Below are 19,578 nucleotides of genomic sequence, written 5' to 3' on the forward strand. Positions count from 1 at the left end.
ACCATGCCGCTGATCAGTGACATCCAGGTTCTTGAGCCCGGCAGCGAAGTGCTGCTCTTTGAATTGGACGGCTCGGACTACGGGGCGGACGTGTTGCGCTTCCATGGGCACGCAATCCCGCACACACAGGCGGAGCTTATCGCCGCCGGCGCCGATGCCAACCAACTTCCGGCGAAAGCGATTTGGTGGCAAGGCAGCGAGTACAGTGCCTGGCCAATGCAGATCGATGGCATCGAGGCGAACGGTGACGGCACGGCGGTACGACCAAAGTTATCGGTCGGCAACGTCAACGGGCGCATCACTGCGCTGTGCCTGGCCTTCGACGATCTGCTCGAGTTCAAACTGACGATGCGCCACACCCTGGGTAGTTACCTGGACGCGCAGAACTTCCCGGCCGGCAACCTGGGTGCTGACCCAACCCAAGAGACGATTGAGGTCTGGTACATCGACCAGAAGACGAACGAGGACGGGGAAGCGGTCAGTTGGGAGTTGGCCAGCCCGGGCGACGTTGGCGGTGAGTCGATAGGCCGGCAGATGACGACCCTGTGTCACTGGTGCCTCACTGGCGGGTATCGCGGCCCGAACTGTGGCTATACGGGGCCTTATGTGGACAAGGACGGCAACCGCACCGACGACCCGGAAAAGGATGAGTGCGACGCCACGCTGGGGAAGGGGTGTAATCCACGGTTCGGCGTCGGCAACGCCTTGCCTTTTGGGGGTATCCCGCAGTTTCCCTGATCGCCCGGAGCTGACCATGCGCAAGCACATACTGAGCGCGATACAGGCGCATGCGGCTGCCGAGTACCCGAAAGAGTGCTGCGGTCTCTTGCTGGCGATTGGGCGGAAGCAGCAATACTTTCCGTGCCGGAACATCGCCAGTGAACCGAACGAAGAGTTCCGGCTTGATCCAGAGGACTATGCCGCGGCTGAAGATCTGGGCGAGGTGGTCGGAATCGTTCACTCACACCCCGACGCTACCAGTCGACCGTCACCGCGCGATCTAGCCATGTGTGAAGCAACGGCTTTGCCTTGGCACATTTTGAGTTGGCCCGAGGCAGACCTGCGCACCATCGTTCCGACCGGCAGCACGCCACTTCTGAAACGGCCGTTTGTACATGGTGCGTGGGATTGCTGGGCGATCTGCGAGGAGTTCTACAAGCGCGAATACGGTATTGAGTTCGAAGCCTTCAAGCGTGCGGATGGTTGGTGGGAAAGCACCGACAATACCAGTCTGTACGAGGCGAATTTCGAGGCGGCCGGATTTTACAAGGTCGATCAGCCGCAGCGCGGTGACATGATTGTTATGGAGGTTGGGCGGACGGTTCACCCAAACCATGCCGGGATTTTTCTCGGTGCTGATCCGTCGTTACCCGGCGAGGATTCAGCGGCATTTGGCCCTGGGCCGTTCCTGCTGCACCACCTGCATGGAAGACCATCGGAGATGATTGTCTTCGGCGGGCCATGGCTCCAGCGCACGCGCTTGGTGCTGCGCCATCGGGATGCTCGGTGATATGGTTGGCGCCTTTCCACAGGAGTGACCTGCATGAGATTTATCGTAGGAGCGTTGGCTGTTGCGTTGCTGGCTGGATGTGCGACCTCGCCAGTTCCATCAAATGAAGCTGACCCGGTCCCAACCTCTAGACTGTTCTCGTATCAGAAGCCAACCACCGGTTACTCGACTTTGATCGTGACCCGGGACAAAGGTTTTGTTGGCAGCGGTTGCAATACAACTGTCAGCATTGATGGTCGTAAATCTGCTGAGATCGGATCGGGGGAGACGGCTAAATTTTTCGTGCCATCCGGCGACCATATCGTCTCTGCATCATCGTGTGGCAGCGGCCTGAAAGAGCGCGAAGCAAGCATTAAGTCAGGAAGCACAAAGCGCTTCAGAATATCCATCGACTCTGCGATGAGCATGGATTTATCGCCAACATCGTTCTAACTATAAGCCGCCTACGGGCGGCTTTTTTTACACCTGGAGAAAGCCGTGGCAACGATAACGAACGCCAATCAGTCGATGACCACCATCTTGCTGTCAGGTCCATTAATCAAGCTTTTCGGCAGGGTTCACTACAGGGAGCTTGGGAGTAATTCTGTGGGCGAGGCCTTCAGGGCGCTGAAATGCACGCTCGATGGATTTGAGGCAGCAATCAAAAGTCTTGAGCAGCGCGGAATGCAGTTTGCAATCTTCCGCAACCGGCGGAATGTTTCCGAGAAAGATTTCTCGTTGGGAGGGGCTCAGGAGATCCGAATTGTCCCGGTGATCGCGGGCAGCAAGCGTGCCGGACTTCTCCAGACGATCATCGGGGCAGTGCTTATCGCAGCAGGCACTTACTTCGGGCAGGGTTGGGCTGTTCAGATGGGCGTGGCCCTGGTCGCTGGTGGCGTTATCCAGATGCTCAGCCCCCAGGCGTCTGGCCTCAAGCAGAGCGCATCCCCCGACAACATGCCGTCGTACGCCTTCGGCAGCGCCAAGAACACCACTGCCAGCGGTAACCCTGTGCCGATCTGCATCGGCGAGCGCCGGTGGGGTGGGGCAATCATTTCTGCATCGATCTACGCCGAAGACAAAACGTAGTCATCACGCAGCACGCGGGCCGCCCATGAGGCGGTTTTTTTTGCCTGGAGGAAAGCATGGGCGCAGCACAGAGAATCGATATTCACGGTGAGAAGGGGGGCGGCAGCAGTCCGAAGGCGCCGGTTGAAGCCAGTGACAGCCTGCGCTCGACGAACTTGGCCAAGCTCTTGATCGCCGTTGGCGAAGGTGAGTTCGACGGTGCTCCGACCGACTACGACATCTATCTGGACAACACACCAATCAAGGATGCGAGTGGTAACGTCAATTTCCCGAACGTGAAGTGGGACTGGCGGCCCGGCTCTGTCGATCAGACGTACATCCCCGGCATTCCGTCTGTCGAGAACGAAACCACGCTGAACATCGAATTGCACAGTGACACAGCATGGGTGCGCTCGCTCACCAACACGCAGCTTTCAGCTGTTCGCATACGCTTGGCCTGGCCAGCGCTTCAGCGGCAGGACGATAGCGGCAACGTTGGCGGGTACCGGATCGAATACGCCATTGATGTGGCAGCAGACGGCGGCGCCTACCAGCAGGCCTTGGTCGAGGCTGTAGACGGGAAGACCACCACCCGCTACGAGCGTTCGCGTCGTGTTGACCTGCCGGCGGCCACCAGTGGCTGGCAGATACGCGTCCGCCGGATCACCCCCAACCAGAACAGCAACAAAGTCGCCGACACGATGCTGATTGCCGGCTACACAGAAGTGATCGATGCGAAGCTGCGGTACCCGAACACCGCGCTGCTTTACATCGAGTTTGATGCTGAGCAGTTCACGAACATTCCCGCTGTGACGGTCAAGTGCAAGGCGCGCAAGTGGCAGGTGCCGAGTAACTACGACCCAGTCGCCCGTACTTACACTGGCACTTGGGACGGCACCATGAAGCAGGCCTGGACCAATAATCCGGCCTGGATCACGTTCGGTATCTGCACTGAGGACCGTTTCGGCCTGGGTAAGCGCATCAAGTCGTTCATGGTCGACAAATGGGAGCTGTACCGGATCGCCCAGTATTGCGACCAGCTGGTGCCGAACGGTCTCGGCGGAACCGAGCCGCGCTTCCTGTGCGACATGAACCTTCAGGGCAAGGCTGATGCCTGGTCGCTGTTGCGCGATATCGCCGGTATATACCGGGGAATGACCTACTGGGCCCAGGGCCAGCTGGTGATGCAAGCCGACATGCCGCGCGCGCAGGACTTCGATTACGTCTTCACCCGGGCGAACGTCATCGACGGCAAGTTCTCCTATGGCAGCGCCTCGGCAAAGACTCGTTATACCCGAGCCCTGGTCAGCTACGACAACCCGGCGAACAACTACGATACCGACGTCATTCCGTTCGCGGATCTGAATCTTCAGCGCCGCCTGGGCGATAAGCCGACCGAGTTGAGTGCTATTGGCTGCACTCGAGCGTCGGAAGCGCAGCGCCGCGGCAAGTGGGCGATCCTGAGCAACAACCAAGACCGCACCGTCTCATTCAAGACCGGCATGGAAGGAGTGATCCCGCTTCCGGGCCACATCATCCCGGTGGCGGATTCGCTGCTGGCCGGTCGCGAGGTGGGCGGGCGCATCTCTGCTGTTGCTGGTCGCGTTGTGACGCTGGACCGTGACACCCAGGCCAAGGCTGGCGACCGGCTGATCATCAACTTGCCGGGCGGGCGCGCTGAGGGCCGCACAGTGCAGAGCGTCAACAAGCGCGCTGTAACCGTGACCACCAGCTACAGCGAAGCACCGTTGCCACAATTGCAGTGGGCGCTGGACGCCGATGATCTGGCGATTCCGCTGTATCGCGTGCTGCGCACCAGGCGCACCACCGAGGGCGACTTTGAGATCAGCGCGCTGCAGTACGAACCGAGCAAGTTCGCTTATATCGACACAGGCGCCCGACTGGAAGAGCGTCCGATCAGCGTGATCCCGATCACCGTGGTTCCGGCGCCGACCAGCGTTACGGTCACGTCAAACTCTGTCGTGTCTCAAGGCATCGCCGTCGCCACCATGACTATCACTTGGCCGGCGGTGAACGGCGCTGTCGGGTATGACGTCGAGTGGCGCAAGGACAGCGGGAACTGGATCAAGCTGCAGCGCACCGGCTCAACTGGTATCGACGTCGTGGGCATCTACGCCGGCGCTTACCTCGCCCGCGTCCGCGCCGTGAGCGCCTTCGATATCTCGTCGATCTGGAAAAGCTCGAACCTGACACACCTGAAAGGCAAGGAAGGCCTGCCGCCGGCGGTGTCGTACCTGAACGCCGCCAGCCTGCTGTTCGGCATCGGTCTCAAGTGGGGCTTCCCCGCTGGCGCCGAGGACACCCAGCGCACGGAGATCTGGTACGGGCCGACTACCAGCTTGGAGGCCGCGACCAAGCTGGCGGATCTGGCGTATCCGCAAAGCGACTACAACATGCAGAGCCTGCAGGCTGGTGCGCGGTTCTTCTTCTGGGCGCGCCTTATCGATCGAACCGGCAACATCGGGCCGTTCTATCCGGTCGGCAACGGGGTGATGGGGCAGGCCAGTTCGGATGCCGCACCGATTCTCGATCTGCTGGTCGGCAAGATCACCGATACAGAGCTGGGCAAAAATCTGCTGGATGAGATCGGTTTGATTTCTGGCAGCGGGCCCGGCTCGGTCAATGGTCGCATTGAGCATGCCAAGCAGGAGCTGGAAGAGCTCATTGATCAGGTCACCGACGCGCTGGAGTACGACAACGCTAAGGCTTATGCCGCCGGTGAGATCGTTCGTCTCGGCAATCGGCTGTTCCAGGCAGCTCAGGCCACCACCGGACACTCGCCGCCTGATGCCGCGTACTGGTTCGACATCGGCACACTCGCCCAGACGACCGAGGCACTTGCGCAGCAGATCCAGCAGAACAGCGCAAAGATCACCGAGCACGAAGGGAAAATTACCGCCCAGGCCGAGCAGATCCGCGCCATCAACACGACGATCACTGATCCAGTGACCGGGGTTGTGGCAACTGCCAGTGGCTTGAGTTCGCTGAAGGGTACCGTGACCAATCTCGACGGCAAGGTCACCGCCGCCGCAGAGAAGGTGGATGGTGTTTACGCGCAGATTAATCCGCCGCTGGCAGGTGCCACCGACGGCTATGCCGGTTCCGAACAGGCGTATGTCGGTGTCTACTCGATCCAATCTGCCGTCATTGAGGGGGACGTAGCAACGGGACAGAAGATTGATGCCGTTCAGGTTCAGGTGGGCGAAAACTCCGCGCAAGTCCAGCAACTCAGCCAGGCGCAAGCCAGCACCGACGGCAAGCTCAGCACGCTCTGGTCGGTGAAAATGGAGACCACGGCCGGTGGCCAGAAGTACGCCGCATCGTTCGGGCTCGGCCTTCAGGTCGATCCATCTGGCGTGTCGTCCCAGTTCGTCGTCAGGGCTGACACCTTCATGCTGCTGAACCTGATCAACGGCACGCCTGTCTCGCCGTTTACGGTGTCGGGCGGACAGACGTTTATTCGTGATGCGTTCATCCAGGACGGCACGATCACCAACGCCAAGATCGGCAGCTACATCAGTTCGGTTAACTACATCGCGGGTCAGCAGGGCTGGATTCTCAACAAGGACGGGACGCTGGAGATCAACGGCATCGTTCCTGGGCAGGGAAGGCTGGTCATCAACTCGCTGAACGTCTCGGTCTACGACTTGAACAACGTGCTGCGCGTGCGTCTTGGCTATCTGGGGTGAGATATGGCTTATGGAATGCGAGTTTGGGGCGCCGATGGGGGGCTCCAGCTCGATGAGAACTCTTTTACGATTCGTGTCGCGTTATCGATCCTGGTGACGTTCCCTGTTGGTGGAAACAAGAGCAATCAGGACTTCTCGGTGCCGGGCGTCGGCCCGGGTAACGGTTCGGCGATTGTTGTTCCTATTGGTGCCTACAGCGATAGCCAGATGCAGTTCGAAACAGAGCTGCTCGATAACGTCGTGCGCGTTTACAACCACACCCGTGGTTTTGCGGCGAGCACTACCGCCAGTGGAACCATGCGACTGATCGTGATGAGGTTCAGCTGATGAGCTACGGACTTCAGTTCACCAACAACAGCAACACCGTGGTGCTCGATTCGGAATACGCGAGGCTAATGGTCATTTCTTCCGGGAGGTTTGCGCCAACGGAGGAGTCAGGCATGGGGTCGACCACCTACTTCGCCAGGCCAGTTACATCACAAGAACCTCCGCTGGTCTTCGTTCGCCCCGATACGGTCAATGGCGTGGCCGGGCTTTGCATGATGAGGCTGCTCGGCTCAGCGGGTAACTGGACCGGATTCTATGTCCGGGCCTACAACGTCAACACAGCTCAGCCGAATGGACGGTACTTCGTTGCCGCGTTTGGGGCGCAGCCGATTGCGCAGTACGGCATGCGTCTTTGGGATGGGGCGGGCAAGCTATTGTTCGACTCCGGAACATCTTGCGCCACGTTCACCCGTGCGTTTCAGAACTGGAACTACGTCAAATACGACAAAGACTCGCAAGGCCTGACAAGGATCTATTACACCGTCCCGTTTAACTTCCCGCAGAACGAGTACCTGCTGCTCAATAACTTCGGCATGAACATGACCTCGGGCAGCGGCATGCCCAGACAGCTGTACTGTTGGTGGGACTTCCCCAACAACACGCTGTACGCCATCACGATTGCCGCAACAAACCCGACTGCGTTTTTTCTCCCGGCTGTGTTCGCAAAGATGAACGCCTGACAGCACAGACTCATATCAAGCCCGCCCTGTGCGGGTTTTTTATCGACCAAATTTGGATACTCGGATGAGCAAGCAAACTATTCAGCTCGGCACACCACCCTCTGGCGTGGGTGGCGATACGCCACGCAGCGCCAATATCAAAATCGCCGCAAACTTTGATGAACTGTATAGCCTTCTAGGAGGTGACACACTCACTACACCAAAGGCGAGAGTAGCTCTCGGTTTGGGGTCGGCAGCTACGCTCAATGCTGGCCGCACCATAGGTGGACTGGCTAAAGCGGAAGACTTGGGTTGGGCGCAGACCGCGGACCCCAGCAAAAGCTGGATGGCGGATGCCTCCCCCGGCTTTGATTCAAATCTGTACGGCCCGGGCTCGCCGGGCGCACCTACTGGTGGAACGGGCTACTACTACAAGCAAACCATTCGCTTCGGGGCTGGCTTCAACCGGCTGATTATCGCGTGGCCCTATGGGACTGGTGGCAGTAGCGGGACGATCAAGTTTCAATCGATCTACGGCGACAACGCTACGCCGTTTCAGGAGATCTATCACACCGGCAACACCACACGCGGCTCAGGCGGCGTTCTGTCGGCGGCTTCCCCCATCCTGCGAATAGCCAATGTAGCTGACAGCCAGCGGCGCGACCTGCAAGAGCAGATATTTGAGCCTTCCGGCGAGTGGGGCGTGTCGAACAGCGAGGCGCGCGGTGTGAGCGTTGAGCGCCTCGGTGTTGGTGAGTACCGCGTCACGGGCAGCCTTGGCTTGGCCCTTGAAGGGTGGCGCACGCAAGACCCTTGTTCGCCGGACGGTGGTCGAACGCTGGGCATTACCGAATCCCAGCAGGCCCCTGACGGTACGATCGTCATCAAATTATTCAAGCGGCGTTGGACGCTCTCGGAAGACGGCGAAATGATCCCTGGCCGCGGGGCTCCTTTGGATGTGCCGCTGAGCAGCTGGATCGACGTGCGGCTGGAGATGCCGCGGCAGGACACGCCGCCGTTGCCGCCGGCCGCCTAAACCGAATAACAGCCCGCCACTGAGCGGGCTTCTTTTTGCCTGGAGTAAAGCATGACCATTACCGAGATGCGCGGAGTGCGCAACCGAAACCCTGGAAACATCGACTACAGCCCGGCCAACTCATGGCTGGGCCAGCTCGCACCAGATCCGGCTATCGAGAAACGGTTCGCCCGCTTCGACACGCCAGAGAACGGTATCAGGGCCTTGGGCAAAACTCTACTGACCTACCAGCGCAAGCATGGGTTGAAGACGGTGAAGGCGATCATTAACCGCTGGGCGCCGAGCATCGAGAACGACACCGGCGCTTACGTGCGCGCCGTCGAGGCGAACACTGGCACCGCGCCCGGCGCCGAAATCGATCTGGTCAAACCGGCGGTGATGCAGGGCTTCGTGAAAGCCATCATCCACCACGAGAACGCTGGCTTTGCTTATCCGGACGCAGTGCTGGTGGAAGGCGTGCGCAGGGCACTGCTGTGAGTTCCATGTCGGGGCGCCTGATCGGCATCGCTGCATTGCTGGCCATAGTGGCTGGCGGCGCGGCGGCGTTGGCTTGGCAGCTTCAGGACTGGCGCTACGGCCGGCAACTGGCAGAGCAGGCGAGGATTCAGGGCGAGACGCTGAATCAGCTGACCCTCGCCGCCGCAGCCCAGCAGCGCGCCGAACAAGACAAACGCCTCGCGCTCGAGCAGCGCCTGGCGGCCAGTGACCAAACCCACTACGAGGCTTTGACCAATGCTCAAAAAGACCAGGCTCGCCTGCGCGATCGCCTTGCTACTTCCGATCTACGGTTGTCAGTCCTCATCGACGCAGCGGATTCAGACGGTGGTTGCGCAGTGCCAACCGCTACCGGCGCCGGCGGCGTGGTTCATGGAGGAGCGCGCGCCCGACTTGACCCGGCGCATGCTCAACGAATTATCGGCATCACCGATGACGGCGACCAAGGACTGATTGCGCTGGCTGCGTGCCAGGCGTACGTGCGGGAGGTTACTAGAAAGGAGGGGTAGCAAATCAGAGCGGTAGGTATGCCTTCACGCAGGCAATCACGCCCTGCATATCCTCGTCGCTTAGGCGCGGGACAAAGTACTCTCGACCCTTGGTGCGAGTCTTCCTGTGCAGCTTGTCCAAGCGTTCAAAGCTGACTGTGTAAATCATGTCGCACTTTACCCACAGCTCTTTATAGCCATCGCTCTGAAGCGGGTTGGTACGCAATAGGTGATGCCAGTCCTGCTGAACCTCTGGTGCGGTAGAGGATATCGGGACTACAGTGCAGAGTTTGCGATTGTGGGTGGCGGTAGGGGATATCACCACGACTTTGCGTATCTTCAGCATTTCGGGAGCAACAAAGCCCCGCGTGAAGTCGCACAGAAGAACATCGCCTTGCTTGGGGTGGTAGTAGAGAGGCAATCCTTGATTCCCATATAAAGCAAAGCCGCCCGAAGGCGGCTTCAATCGACACGCAGCTGAGCTTGCATCGCCCCTTCTGCGCCGCTGGATCAACCCCGAAAAGGATCCAGACTCCTGCCAGCTTTCGCTGGTGACAAGCCAATTATGGCTATTGGCAATACAAAATTCAAGCCAGTTTGTACGGCGTGGAGCGGTATAGAGCGGTATGGCGAGAGGCCAGGCCTAACAAACTCAATGACTTGCGGCGTGCCGCGACACGGTTTATATATTTTGAAAACGTGTCGCCACACACTTTGACCACCCCATAAAAAGCAAAGCCCCGAAGGTTCGCGGCTCCGGGGCTTCTATTTTCGCCTACATCCCTTAATGTCTGGCGAACGTGGCGGCGAGACTACCAGTGTTGAGTCGGTGATTCATTACTGCGATAGGTGGATTGTGTTTGGTCGGCAGGACGCCGGAGAGAGGATCGTTTCTTGTACCAATTTTTGTACCACTGCATGCGTAAAGCAGGTTAAAACCGGGTATCCCAAAGTAAGGAAGTGCCCGGTTTCATTGGCTCAGAGTACTTTGCCTTACCCCTTTAAAATCGCCGTGTAATTCTGTTCCAGGGACATGAAACTACCTGTGGGATTTTACGCAAAGGGCAAGGGTACGGTGGCGGACACGGCGCTGCAAGCATAGCGCATCAGCTTTACTCGTCACGACCTTCCATCATGGTCCGTTTGAGCATCACATAAACCGCTCCGGCACCGCCGTGTCTGGCTTGGCACGAAGTGAAGCCAAGCACTTGCTGATGCTGGCGCAGCCAAGTGTTGACGTGACTTTTGATCATGGGCCGTTTGCCGTCCAGGCGCACAGCTTTGCCGTGGGTCACGCGTACGCAGCGGATTTCGAATTTTGTCGCTTCGGCGAGAAAAGCCCACAGCGTCTCGCGGGCTTTCTCGACGGTCATACCGTGCAGGTCGAGGCTGCCTTCGAACGGGATCTGCCCGACCTTCAGCTTGCGCATCTGGCTTTCCTGCACCCCGTCACGCGCCCACATCAACTCGTCTTCCGGGCCGACATCGATCACGAACTGATCGGACAGACCGTCAACGGTGGTGGCATCGGTGCGCACGGTGGCGGCCTGACGCAGTTTGGCGATGTGCGCGCGGTCAGCTTTGGGTTTACCGGTTTCGGCGCGATCGTGCTTGATCGGCTTAACGCCTTGGATCGCGCTTTTGAACAGGGAAAAATCGTCGTCTTGCATGTCAGCCTCCGCGAAGGGCGGCCAGTTTACCCAAGTCGAAGTGAATCGGGCGCGTCAAAACGCAACGCGCACCACTCAGTCATGTTTTTTCATCAAATGCGGAGCCAGGTTCAGTTCGCGGGGCTGACGCATCCGGCGGCGGCAGCGGCGCCACAACGCAACACCGACATACAGCAACAACAGGCCAATCGCCAGGACCACCGTCGCGCCGGCCGGGCTGGCGTTCAGCTCGCCGAGAGCCGGCGGGTGGCCCAACAGGCTGGCGGCACCGGCCATCGCCAGCAACACGCCCAGGGTCGCCAGCAGCGCGGAAAATGCCGCGCCAAAGCGATAACGCCAGTTGCGTGGGCCTTTGGGCCGCAAGCGGCGAGCGTCAAAACCATCGGATATCTTCATTCCGACCTTCCTCAATGGGTATCGGCCCTTCGACCGGGAGTTGACCGGGTGGTTCCTGAGGCTAAGGCAATTGCAGGGGAGGAGAGGCTTTTGCGGATGAGCGGCTGCGCTGGCCGCTCATCAAGCGCTCGATCAGATCAGGTCCTGGGTCTGGGCAAGGGTGGCGAAGTTGTCGGCCATAATCGCCATTTCAGTCTGTTGGACATGTTCGGCGCTGAGGATTCCACCTTTGTAAGGCAGGTCCCGCGTGGCGCAGGCGTCTTCGACCAGGGTGCAGCGAAAGCCCAGGTTCTTGGCGGCGCGAACGGTGGTGCTGACGCTGGAGTGACTCATGAAACCGCAGACGATCAGGTCCAGTGAACCGAGGTCTTGCAGGCGTTTTTCCAACGGGGTGCCGTGGAAAGCGCTGGGCAGCAATTTGCCAATGATGGTTTCGTCAGCCAGTGGTTCTAGGCCCGGGATGAATTCACCGCGTTCGCCTTGTGGGTCGAACAGGCCACCGACGGTGCCGAGGTGGCGCACATGGACGATCGGCCGGCTAGCCTTGCGGGCAGCAGTGAGCAATTGCTTGATGTTGTCGACGGCGGCGTCCATACCGGAAAGGGCCAAGGGGCCGCTCAAGTATTCTTTCTGGGCATCGATGATCACCAGCGTCGCGTGGGCCAGATTGGCCGGCGCGTAACCACGACCGCTGAGTTGAAACATCGTTTTTGGAACGGACATTCTGGGGCTCCTTCGAGTGGGGCTTTTGCGACATTGTCCTCTGGCTGAGCGCTTCTGTGAATCGCTACCATCGTAGGCACCGTCGTTGCTGGCCTGCAGCCTGTCAAGAGCTGACCGGATGTTCAACCAAAAGCTGAAAATCAGGATAATTCCTACGTTCGTCTCGTGATTTTTCTTGCGTCGTCGGGGCGGGTTTAGGCTGATAGAATCGCCAGTCGTTTTTTCAGGAGTTTGCCCCGTGATCACTTCCCGCCTGCGCACCTTGCGCGACCACATTCGTTGGGCCGTCAGCCGTTTTCATGGGGAGGATCTGTTTTTCGGCCATGGGACCGACAACGCCTGGGACGAAGCCCGTCAACTGGTGTTGGGGGCGTTGCACCTGCCGTGGGAAATCGCCGACAGCTACCTGGACTGCCGTCTGGAAGACGACGAACTGGTGAACCTGCAGCGCTTGCTCAAGCGCCGTATCGAGGAGCGTATCCCGACGGCTTACCTGTTGGGCGAAGCCTGGTTCTGTGGCATGTCGTTCATCGTTGACGAGCGCGTGTTGATCCCGCGTTCGCCGATTGGCGAGCTGATCGAAAAACGTTTCGAGCCGTGGCTGGACGCTGAACCAGCACGGATTCTTGACCTGTGCACCGGTTCCGGTTGCATCGGTATTGCCTGCGCCTATGAGTTCCAGAATGCAGAAGTGGTGTTGGCGGATCTGTCCTTCGAAGCGCTGGAAGTGGCCAACCAGAACATCGAGCGCCACGGCGTCGATGAGCGGGTGTACACCGTTCAAGGTGATGGCTTCGACGGTTTGCCGGGGCAACGTTTCGACTTGATCGTGTCCAACCCGCCTTATGTGGACGCCGAAGATTTTGCCGACATGCCGGACGAATACCAGCACGAACCCGAACTGGGTCTGGCCTGCGGCGATGATGGTTTGAACCTGGTACGGCGCATGCTCGCCGAAGCGGCGGACCACCTGAGCGAGAAGGGCTTGCTGATCGTTGAAGTGGGCAACAGCCAGGTGCACGTCGAGGCGTTGTACCCGGAAGTCGATTTCGCCTGGCTGGAGTTCGAGCGTGGCGGTCATGGCGTATTCATGCTCAGCGCCGAGCAATGCCGCCAGCATCAGGCGTTGTTCGCTTCACGCGTCTGATTCATGCAAAAGATCGCAGGCTTCGCCAGCTCCTGCAGTGGGAACGTGTACACCCCGTAGGAACTGCCGCAGGCTGCGATCTTTTTGCTCAGCGGTGCGTAGCGATCCAGATCAGCAGCCCCGCCTGGAACACCGCAAACGCCACCAGACAGCTGATGGTGAAGCGTAGTCCGGTGTCCTCGCGTTTGTATTTGCTGACTTTCTCTTCCTGCTGTTGCAGTTTGACTTCCTGCTCCGCCAGATTCTGCTCGGCTTGTTGCAGCATCTGCGCGGCTTCGAGGATTTCCACGAACTGCAGCTTTTCGGCGTTCCAATCCCCCAGCAGATCGCCGACCTTTACTGTTTTGACGCTGCCCTTCAAATGCTGGGCGTCGGCGTAGACCACGTCAAAACCGTGTACCCGCAGGAAGTGGTCACGGCGCAGGCGGGTGTCTTCGTTGAGGGCGTCCTTGTTGTTCAGGTCCGCACCGTCGACGGTGTAACTCGACCACTTCTTCTTCGCCCAGGTGATGCCCTGAGCGGCCAGGAAACGGCCAATGCCGCGATTCATCGGTTCAATCTGCAGACCGCTGGCGGGGCCGAAATGAACGCTGCGGGTCTCATGGTCGACCCAGACATCCAGGTGGTTCTGTTCTTTACGCACCCGTTGGCCAGGCAGCGAAATGCTCATGCGCAGCAGGCTGCGTTCTTTGTTGTTGCGCTCGGCATAGCCGAATTCAACAAAGCGCAATGGCCGTCCACCGGTCGCTCGGTCGGTCTTCAGCGGCGCCAGACGAAGCATCTTGTGGTGCTCGGCAGTGACGTCCGACCACGGCAATTCGACCGCTTCTGTGGCGGTGGTTTCTAGCACGGTGTCGGGTGAAATCTGGGTATCAGTCATAACGGCGAGATCCTGTCCAAGCCCTGCTCGGCGGCAGCCAATGGGCTGCCGACACAGGCTTATCGGCAGTTTTTTCCAGGACTGGAGGGTAAAACCGGCTTAACTGGCACGAAGTCCGTCAATAAAGCTCAAGATCCTTGAACCCAGTTCCGCGGCGAGCGGCAATTGCGGGTCTTTGTAGGAGGCTATTTGACGCTTGAGATCGTTGGGCACGATGCGCATCACATGGTTCATGCCTTCGATCAACGCCAGTTGCGCGTCCGGTTTTGCGGCTTTGAGCATCTGCGCATCCCCGACGCCGACCTGAATGTCGTTGCTGCCCTGGATGATCAGCGCCGGCATTTTCAACTTGGCGAAAGCCGCCGCCGGGTCCTGGCGAAACAGCGTAATCAGGTACGGCTGCACGCTGGGGCGAAAGAGTACTTGCAACGCTGGCGGGACGTTTTCATCGACCTGTCCGGCCTTGAGGCTGTCCAGAATCTCATTGCTGCGCAGCATCAGCGGGGGTGGCAAGCGATAGCTCAACTGCTGGCGCAAAACCTGATCCACCGGTCGGGCGCTGCCGGACAGGGAAATCACCGCGGCGGCATCGACTTGCGGGGCGGCGAGCGTAGCCACCAACGCACCTTCGCTATGGCCGAGCAAAATCAACGGTCCCATACGCGGGTCGGACTTGAGCTTCTGACCCCAGGCCACTGCGTCGGCAACGTAGGCTTCAAGGGTCAGATTGCGCTCATCCGGGGTCGCCGCGAGGCTGGCCGCCACGCCGCGCTTGTCGTAACGCACGCTGGCGATGTTGTGTTTGGCCAGCACCCAAGCCAGGCGCTTGAGGCTGTCATTGTTGCCGCCGTCCGGGTTATTGCCGTTACGATCCGTAGGGCCCGAGCCAGAAATGATCAGCACAACCGGCACCGGGCTGTCGGACTTTGGCAGCAACATCGAGCCGAAAAGCTCGCCGCTGCCGGTATCCAGGCTGACCGGACGTTGCAGAACAGAGGCCTGGACCATATTGGCAAGCAGGCCGGTAAACAGGGTAAGGCTCAAGGCAATAACTCGCAGCATCATCACGCCATCATTCACAAGGTGTCGGTTGGACTCGCAGGCACCGATAAGGTTCGAGGATGAACTAGTTGGGGAGCCTGCGTATACTGGCGCGCAATTAGTTAAGTGATTTCACGGAGCGCCCTGCATGTCCGGCAATACCTACGGCAAGCTGTTCACTGTCACCACCGCGGGCGAAAGCCATGGTCCGGCGTTGGTCGCCATTGTCGACGGCTGCCCGCCGGGCCTCGAGCTGTCTCTGGAAGACTTGCAGCGTGATCTGGACCGCCGCAAACCCGGCACCAGCCGCCACACCACCCAGCGTCAGGAAGCCGACGAAGTCGAAATTCTGTCGGGCGTGTTCGAAGGCCGCACCACCGGTTGCGCGATTGGCCTGCTGATCCGCAATACCGACCAGAAGTCCAAGGACTACTCGGCGATCAAGGATTTGTTCCGCCCGGCCCACGCCGACTACACCTATCACCACAAATACGGCGAGCGCGATTACCGTGGCGGTGGTCGCAGCTCGGCGCGGGAAACCGCCATGCGTGTGGCAGCGGGTGCGATTGCGAAAAAGTACCTGGCCACTCAGGGCATTGTCATTCGCGGCTACATGAGCCAGCTCGGCCCTATCGAAATTCCGTTCAAGACCTGGGATTCGGTAGAACAAAACGCCTTCTTCAGCCCTGATCCAGACAAAGTGCCAGAGCTTGAGGCCTATATGGATCAGTTGCGTCGCGATCAGGACTCGGTCGGCGCGAAGATCACCGTGGTTGCGGAAGGTGTGAAGCCGGGTCTCGGCGAGCCGATCTTCGACCGTCTGGATGCCGAGCTGGCTCATGCGCTGATGAGCATCAACGCGGTCAAAGGCGTGGAAATCGGCGCCGGCTTCGCCAGTGTCGCCCAACGCGGCACCGAGCACCGTGACGAAATGACCCCCGAAGGTTTCCTCAGCAACAACGCCGGCGGCATTCTGGGCGGCATCTCTTCGGGTCAACCGATTGTCGCGCACCTGGCACTCAAGCCAACGTCGAGCATCACCACCCCGGGCCGTTCGATCGACATTCATGGCAACCCGGTGGACGTTATCACCAAGGGCCGTCATGACCCTTGCGTTGGCATCCGCGCCACACCGATTGCCGAAGCGATGATGGCCATCGTGTTGATGGATCATCTGCTGCGTAATCGCGGGCAAAACGCCGACGTGCGCGTCAGCACCCCGGTGCTGGGCCAGCTGTGAAGCCTTGCCCTGACGTCGCCGCGGTCTGACGGCCGTGGCTGCACTTGCGTACTGGCGGTTATCCAGCTTCTATCTGTTCTATTTCGCCTTGCTCGGTTCGACCGCGCCGTTCCTGGCGTTGTACTTCGATCACCTGGGTTTTTCCAGCGCGCGCATTGGCGAGCTGGTGGCGATCCCGATGTTGATGCGCTGCGTCGCACCGAACATTTGGGGCTGGCTCGGTGACTACACCGGCCGGCGCCTGGCCATCGTGCGCTTCGGCGCAATCTGTACGCTGCTGACCTTTTCGCTGATCTTCATCAGCAAAAGCTACGCCTGGCTGGCGATGGTCATGGCGCTGCATGCGTTTTTCTGGCACGCGGTGTTGCCGCAGTTCGAGGTCATCACCCTGACGCATTTACAGGGCCAGACGTCGCGCTACAGCCAGATCCGCTTGTGGGGGTCGATCGGTTTCATCATTACCGTGGTCGCCTTGGGGCGGTTGTTCGAAGGCTTAAGCCTGGACATCTACCCGGTGACGCTGGTGGTGATCATGGGCGCGATTGTCATCAGCAGCCTCTGGGTGCCGAACGCCCAGCCGCCGCAAGGTAATCGGCTGACGGGCGAGGGCTTTCTCAAGCAACTGCGCAGCCCCGGCGTGTTGGCGTTTTACGGGTGCGTGGCACTGATGCAGATGAGCCATGGACCGTATTACACCTTTCTCACCCTGCACCTTGAACGTCTGGGTTATAACCGTGGCGTGATCGGCATGCTTTGGGCGCTGGGAGTGGTTGCCGAAGTCTTGATGTTTTTACTCATGAGCAAGATCCTTGCGCGCTTCTCGGTGCGCCGGGTGTTGATGGCGAGTTTCCTGCTGGCGGCGTTGCGCTGGTTGCTGCTCGGCTCGTTCGCCGAATTCTTGTGGGTATTGCTGTTTGCGCAGATTCTGCATGCAGCGACGTTCGGCAGCTTTCACGCCGCTGCCATCCATTTCGTGCAACGCAGCTTCGGCGCACGCCAGCAAGGGCAGGGCCAGGCGTTGTATGCAGCACTGGCGGGTACTGGCGGCGCGTTGGGCGCGTTGTATTCCGGTTACAGCTGGAATGCCCTGGGCGCGACATTGACCTTTAGTATTGCCAGCCTCGCAGCGTTCGCTGCAGCCGTTATCATTGCCACACGTATGCAAGAGGACAGGCCATGAGCCTTACCCGTGAACAGCTCGCCCAGGACATCATCGATGCCGGGCGTTTTTTGTATGGACGTGGCTGGTCGCCCGCCACCAGCAGCAACTATTCGACGCGACTGTCGGCCACCGAAGTCCTGTTGACCGTTTCCGGTAAACACAAAGGGCAGTTGGGGATTGATGACGTGCTGGCCACGGATTTGTCGGGCAACAGCCTGGAACCGGACAAGAAACCGTCTGCCGAAACCCTGCTGCACACCCAGTTATATAATTGGCGGGCCGACATCGGCGCGGTGCTGCACACCCATTCGGTCAATGCCACGGTGTTGTCGCGGCTGCTGCAGAGTCCGCTCATCACGTTCGAAGACTACGAACTGCAAAAAGCCTTCAGTGGGATCTCGACCCATGAGTCCAAGGTGCGGGTACCGATCTTCGACAACGATCAGGACATCGAGCGTCTGGCGTCCAACGTGCAGCCATGGCTCGACAGTCATCCTGACTGTGTCGGTTATCTGATTCGCGGTCATGGCCTTTACACCTGGGGCCCGAAGATGAGCGATGCGCTGCGGCAGATTGAAGCGTTTGAGTTCCTGTTTGAATGCGAGCTGAAAATGCGCGCGTTGATTAACCGTTAAGGCTTACTTCACCTGAAGTCGCCAACTGCCTGATGAAACGCGTTGCCTGACCGGTCTGTAAAAGCCGGACGGCAGCGCCGCTAACGAGGAATTGCCAACATGAGCAGCCTGTCCGTTTACCACGTTTCAAGCCCGGACCTGCCGAACAAGGTCCTGACCCACTTCGAGGATATTGCCTCGACGCTGGCCGAAAAAGGTGTGCGGTTCGACCGTTGGCAAGCCGCCGCGAAGATCCAGCCAGGCGCCAGTCAGGAAGCAGTGATTGCCGCTTATCAGGTGCAGATCGACCTGTTGATGACCGAGCGCGGTTACATCACCGTCGACGTGATCAGCCTCAACAGCGATCACCCGCAAAAAGCCGAGTTACGTGCCAAATTCCTCGATGAGCACCGTCACGCTGAAGACGAAGTACGATTTTTCGTCGCTGGCCGTGGCCTGTTTACTTTGCACATCGACGACTACGTGTATGCCGTGCTCTGCGAGAAAAACGACCTGATTTCGGTGCCGGCGGGTACAGCACACTGGTTCGATATGGGTGAGCATCCGCACTTCGTGGCGATTCGTCTGTTCAACAATCCCGAAGGCTGGGTGGCCAACTTCACCGGCGAAGACATCGCCAGTCGCTTCCCGCGCCTTGAGGACTGAGGGCATGACCATCAAAGCCATTCTCACCGACATCGAAGGCACCACCAGCGCAGTGAGCTTTGTGTTCGACGTGCTGTTTCCCTATGCCGCCAAACATTTACCGGACTTCGTCCGTCAGCAAGCGCAACGGGCCGACGTTGCCCGGCAGATCGACGCGGTTCGCCAGGACAGCGCCGAGCCTGGCGCTGACGTTGAACGGGTGATTGAAATTTTGCTGGGCTGGATTGCCGAAGACCGCAAGGCCACGCCACTCAAGGCATTGCAAGGGATGGTCTGGGAGCAGGGTTATCAGGTCGGGCAGCTGAAGGGCCATGTTTACCCGGACGCGGTCGACGCGCTGAAGCGCTGGCATCAGGCGGGTTATCAACTGTTTGTTTACTCGTCAGGTTCGATCCAGGCCCAGAAGCTTATCTTCGGTTGCTCCGAGGCCGGTGACCTGACGCCGCTGTTCAGCGGCTATTTCGACACCACGTCGGGACCCAAGCGCGAGGCGCCGTCCTATCAGCGCATTACTCAGGCGATTGGCTGCGAGTCTTCACAGATCCTCTTTCTGTCCGACATCGTTCAGGAACTGGATGCCGCCCGTGAGGCCGGCATGGCCACTTGCGGACTGGTACGCGAAGGCGGTGAGCTCGCCGGGCATCTGAACGTCGACAGCTTTTCGCAGATCGATCCAGCCACTTTCTGAGTGGCAACGGCTGACTGCAACCCTCGCGGTCAGCCGTCATTCCATCAGGGACTAACATCACGGCCAATGCACGTCTGTA

Annotated in this window: 21 protein-coding genes and 1 pseudogene; 16 read left to right on the plus strand and 6 right to left on the minus strand. The window is 59.4% G+C overall.

Annotation, left to right across the window (positions count from 1 at the left end; all coding sequences use genetic code 11):
• Positions 1 to 3 precede the first annotated feature (3 nt).
• The 10 genes and pseudogenes from BLL42_RS21950 to BLL42_RS21995 all read left to right on the plus strand — a co-directional run bounded on the left by BLL42_RS21950 (position 4) and on the right by BLL42_RS21995 (position 9,293).
• Positions 4 to 752 (plus strand): annotated as a pseudogene (locus BLL42_RS21950) (phage minor tail protein L).
• Positions 753 to 754: 2 nt separating this feature from the next.
• Positions 755 to 1,510 (plus strand): C40 family peptidase, encoded by a 756-nt coding sequence (locus tag BLL42_RS21955; RefSeq protein WP_071554129.1) that lies wholly within the window; start codon positions 755 to 757, stop codon positions 1,508 to 1,510.
• Between the two features lie 33 nt (positions 1,511 to 1,543).
• Positions 1,544 to 1,942, plus strand: a complete 399-nt coding sequence (locus BLL42_RS21960) for a hypothetical protein (protein ID WP_071554131.1) — start codon at positions 1,544 to 1,546, stop codon at positions 1,940 to 1,942.
• Between the two features lie 75 nt (positions 1,943 to 2,017).
• Positions 2,018 to 2,578, plus strand: a complete 561-nt coding sequence (locus BLL42_RS21965; RefSeq protein WP_081427361.1) for a tail assembly protein — start codon at positions 2,018 to 2,020, stop codon at positions 2,576 to 2,578.
• 56 nt (positions 2,579 to 2,634) lie between these two features.
• On the plus strand, positions 2,635 to 6,267 hold the full coding sequence (locus BLL42_RS21970) for a TipJ family phage tail tip protein (RefSeq protein ID WP_071554135.1): 3,633 nt from the start codon (positions 2,635 to 2,637) through the stop codon (positions 6,265 to 6,267).
• A gap of 15 nt (positions 6,268 to 6,282) precedes the next feature.
• Positions 6,283 to 6,594, plus strand: a complete 312-nt coding sequence (locus BLL42_RS21975; protein WP_071554137.1) for a hypothetical protein — start codon at positions 6,283 to 6,285, stop codon at positions 6,592 to 6,594.
• Complete coding sequence (locus BLL42_RS21980; protein WP_071554139.1) at positions 6,594 to 7,274, plus strand: hypothetical protein; 681 nt, start codon at positions 6,594 to 6,596, stop codon at positions 7,272 to 7,274. The genes BLL42_RS21975 and BLL42_RS21980 overlap by 1 nt, the downstream gene beginning before the upstream one ends.
• A gap of 64 nt (positions 7,275 to 7,338) precedes the next feature.
• Complete coding sequence (locus tag BLL42_RS21985) at positions 7,339 to 8,289, plus strand: phage tail fiber protein (protein WP_071554141.1); 951 nt, start codon at positions 7,339 to 7,341, stop codon at positions 8,287 to 8,289.
• A gap of 51 nt (positions 8,290 to 8,340) precedes the next feature.
• A complete protein-coding gene (locus BLL42_RS21990; RefSeq protein ID WP_081427322.1) occupies positions 8,341 to 8,766 on the plus strand; it encodes a structural protein in 426 nt (141 codons plus the stop codon).
• Between the two features lie 5 nt (positions 8,767 to 8,771).
• Positions 8,772 to 9,293 carry a lysis system i-spanin subunit Rz gene (locus BLL42_RS21995; RefSeq protein ID WP_071554143.1) on the plus strand — a complete coding sequence of 174 codons (522 nt, stop codon included), beginning with the start codon at positions 8,772 to 8,774 and terminating at the stop codon, positions 9,291 to 9,293.
• A 4-nt stretch (positions 9,294 to 9,297) separates the two neighbouring features.
• Here the strand turns inward: BLL42_RS21995 and BLL42_RS22000 are convergent, their stop codons facing one another.
• From BLL42_RS22000 to BLL42_RS22015, 4 genes are all read right to left on the minus strand, one after another.
• Positions 9,298 to 9,693 (minus strand): type II toxin-antitoxin system PemK/MazF family toxin, encoded by a 396-nt coding sequence (locus BLL42_RS22000; protein ID WP_071554145.1) that lies wholly within the window; start codon positions 9,691 to 9,693, stop codon positions 9,298 to 9,300.
• A 691-nt stretch (positions 9,694 to 10,384) separates the two neighbouring features.
• On the minus strand, positions 10,385 to 10,942 hold the full coding sequence (locus BLL42_RS22005) for a Smr/MutS family protein (RefSeq protein WP_071554147.1): 558 nt from the start codon (positions 10,940 to 10,942) through the stop codon (positions 10,385 to 10,387).
• A gap of 75 nt (positions 10,943 to 11,017) precedes the next feature.
• Positions 11,018 to 11,338, minus strand: a complete 321-nt coding sequence (locus BLL42_RS22010) for a hypothetical protein (RefSeq protein WP_071554149.1) — start codon at positions 11,336 to 11,338, stop codon at positions 11,018 to 11,020.
• 132 nt (positions 11,339 to 11,470) lie between these two features.
• Positions 11,471 to 12,061, minus strand: coding sequence for a cysteine hydrolase family protein (locus tag BLL42_RS22015; protein ID WP_071554151.1), 591 nt, complete (start codon positions 12,059 to 12,061; stop codon positions 11,471 to 11,473).
• Between the two features lie 238 nt (positions 12,062 to 12,299).
• Here BLL42_RS22015 and prmB point away from each other — a divergent pair, with 238 nt between their 5' ends.
• On the plus strand, positions 12,300 to 13,208 hold the full coding sequence (gene prmB / locus BLL42_RS22020) for a 50S ribosomal protein L3 N(5)-glutamine methyltransferase (protein WP_071554153.1): 909 nt from the start codon (positions 12,300 to 12,302) through the stop codon (positions 13,206 to 13,208).
• Between the two features lie 88 nt (positions 13,209 to 13,296).
• Here prmB and BLL42_RS22025 read toward each other — a convergent pair whose 3' ends face one another.
• On the minus strand, positions 13,297 to 14,088 hold the full coding sequence (locus tag BLL42_RS22025) for a hypothetical protein (RefSeq protein ID WP_071554155.1): 792 nt from the start codon (positions 14,086 to 14,088) through the stop codon (positions 13,297 to 13,299).
• Positions 14,089 to 14,187: 99 nt separating this feature from the next.
• A complete protein-coding gene (locus BLL42_RS22030) occupies positions 14,188 to 15,198 on the minus strand; it encodes an alpha/beta hydrolase (RefSeq protein WP_071554157.1) in 1,011 nt (336 codons plus the stop codon).
• Between the two features lie 79 nt (positions 15,199 to 15,277).
• Between BLL42_RS22030 and aroC the strand changes: the two genes are divergently transcribed.
• The 5 genes from aroC (at position 15,278) to mtnC (ending at position 19,499) form a co-directional block, all read left to right on the plus strand.
• Positions 15,278 to 16,369 (plus strand): chorismate synthase, encoded by a 1,092-nt coding sequence (gene aroC, locus BLL42_RS22035; RefSeq protein WP_071554159.1) that lies wholly within the window; start codon positions 15,278 to 15,280, stop codon positions 16,367 to 16,369.
• Between the two features lie 34 nt (positions 16,370 to 16,403).
• Positions 16,404 to 17,549 carry an MFS transporter gene (locus BLL42_RS22040; protein WP_071554161.1) on the plus strand — a complete coding sequence of 382 codons (1,146 nt, stop codon included), beginning with the start codon at positions 16,404 to 16,406 and terminating at the stop codon, positions 17,547 to 17,549.
• Positions 17,546 to 18,166, plus strand: a complete 621-nt coding sequence (locus tag BLL42_RS22045; RefSeq protein ID WP_071554163.1) for a methylthioribulose 1-phosphate dehydratase — start codon at positions 17,546 to 17,548, stop codon at positions 18,164 to 18,166. The genes BLL42_RS22040 and BLL42_RS22045 overlap by 4 nt, the downstream gene beginning before the upstream one ends.
• Before the next feature lie 99 nt (positions 18,167 to 18,265).
• Positions 18,266 to 18,811 (plus strand): 1,2-dihydroxy-3-keto-5-methylthiopentene dioxygenase, encoded by a 546-nt coding sequence (locus tag BLL42_RS22050; protein ID WP_071554165.1) that lies wholly within the window; start codon positions 18,266 to 18,268, stop codon positions 18,809 to 18,811.
• A 4-nt stretch (positions 18,812 to 18,815) separates the two neighbouring features.
• On the plus strand, positions 18,816 to 19,499 hold the full coding sequence (gene mtnC, locus BLL42_RS22055; protein ID WP_071554167.1) for an acireductone synthase: 684 nt from the start codon (positions 18,816 to 18,818) through the stop codon (positions 19,497 to 19,499).
• Positions 19,500 to 19,578 lie beyond the last annotated feature (79 nt).

This window comes from Pseudomonas frederiksbergensis, assembly GCF_001874645.1.
In the GTDB taxonomy this organism is placed as follows: domain Bacteria; phylum Pseudomonadota; class Gammaproteobacteria; order Pseudomonadales; family Pseudomonadaceae; genus Aquipseudomonas; species Aquipseudomonas frederiksbergensis_B.

What these genes read in the sequence shown, in the direction of transcription:
- BLL42_RS22005 (WP_071554147.1), bottom strand. Translation starts at nt 10,942, where the DNA reads ATGCAAGACGACGATTTTTCCCTGTTCAAAAGCGCGATCCAAGGCGTT.
- BLL42_RS21990 (WP_081427322.1), top strand. Translation starts at nt 8,341, where the DNA reads ATGACCATTACCGAGATGCGCGGAGTGCGCAACCGAAACCCTGGAAAC.
- BLL42_RS22015 (WP_071554151.1), bottom strand. Translation starts at nt 12,061, where the DNA reads ATGTCCGTTCCAAAAACGATGTTTCAACTCAGCGGTCGTGGTTACGCG.
- BLL42_RS22010 (WP_071554149.1), bottom strand. Translation starts at nt 11,338, where the DNA reads ATGAAGATATCCGATGGTTTTGACGCTCGCCGCTTGCGGCCCAAAGGC.
- BLL42_RS21975 (WP_071554137.1), top strand. Translation starts at nt 6,283, where the DNA reads ATGCGAGTTTGGGGCGCCGATGGGGGGCTCCAGCTCGATGAGAACTCT.
- BLL42_RS21970 (WP_071554135.1), top strand. Translation starts at nt 2,635, where the DNA reads ATGGGCGCAGCACAGAGAATCGATATTCACGGTGAGAAGGGGGGCGGC.
- BLL42_RS21965 (WP_081427361.1), top strand. Translation starts at nt 2,018, where the DNA reads ATGACCACCATCTTGCTGTCAGGTCCATTAATCAAGCTTTTCGGCAGG.
- BLL42_RS21995 (WP_071554143.1), top strand. Translation starts at nt 8,772, where the DNA reads ATGTCGGGGCGCCTGATCGGCATCGCTGCATTGCTGGCCATAGTGGCT.
- mtnC (WP_071554167.1), top strand. Translation starts at nt 18,816, where the DNA reads ATGACCATCAAAGCCATTCTCACCGACATCGAAGGCACCACCAGCGCA.
- BLL42_RS21985 (WP_071554141.1), top strand. Translation starts at nt 7,339, where the DNA reads ATGAGCAAGCAAACTATTCAGCTCGGCACACCACCCTCTGGCGTGGGT.
- BLL42_RS22045 (WP_071554163.1), top strand. Translation starts at nt 17,546, where the DNA reads ATGAGCCTTACCCGTGAACAGCTCGCCCAGGACATCATCGATGCCGGG.
- BLL42_RS22025 (WP_071554155.1), bottom strand. Translation starts at nt 14,088, where the DNA reads ATGACTGATACCCAGATTTCACCCGACACCGTGCTAGAAACCACCGCC.
- BLL42_RS22050 (WP_071554165.1), top strand. Translation starts at nt 18,266, where the DNA reads ATGAGCAGCCTGTCCGTTTACCACGTTTCAAGCCCGGACCTGCCGAAC.
- BLL42_RS21960 (WP_071554131.1), top strand. Translation starts at nt 1,544, where the DNA reads ATGAGATTTATCGTAGGAGCGTTGGCTGTTGCGTTGCTGGCTGGATGT.
- BLL42_RS21955 (WP_071554129.1), top strand. Translation starts at nt 755, where the DNA reads ATGCGCAAGCACATACTGAGCGCGATACAGGCGCATGCGGCTGCCGAG.
- BLL42_RS21980 (WP_071554139.1), top strand. Translation starts at nt 6,594, where the DNA reads ATGAGCTACGGACTTCAGTTCACCAACAACAGCAACACCGTGGTGCTC.
- aroC (WP_071554159.1), top strand. Translation starts at nt 15,278, where the DNA reads ATGTCCGGCAATACCTACGGCAAGCTGTTCACTGTCACCACCGCGGGC.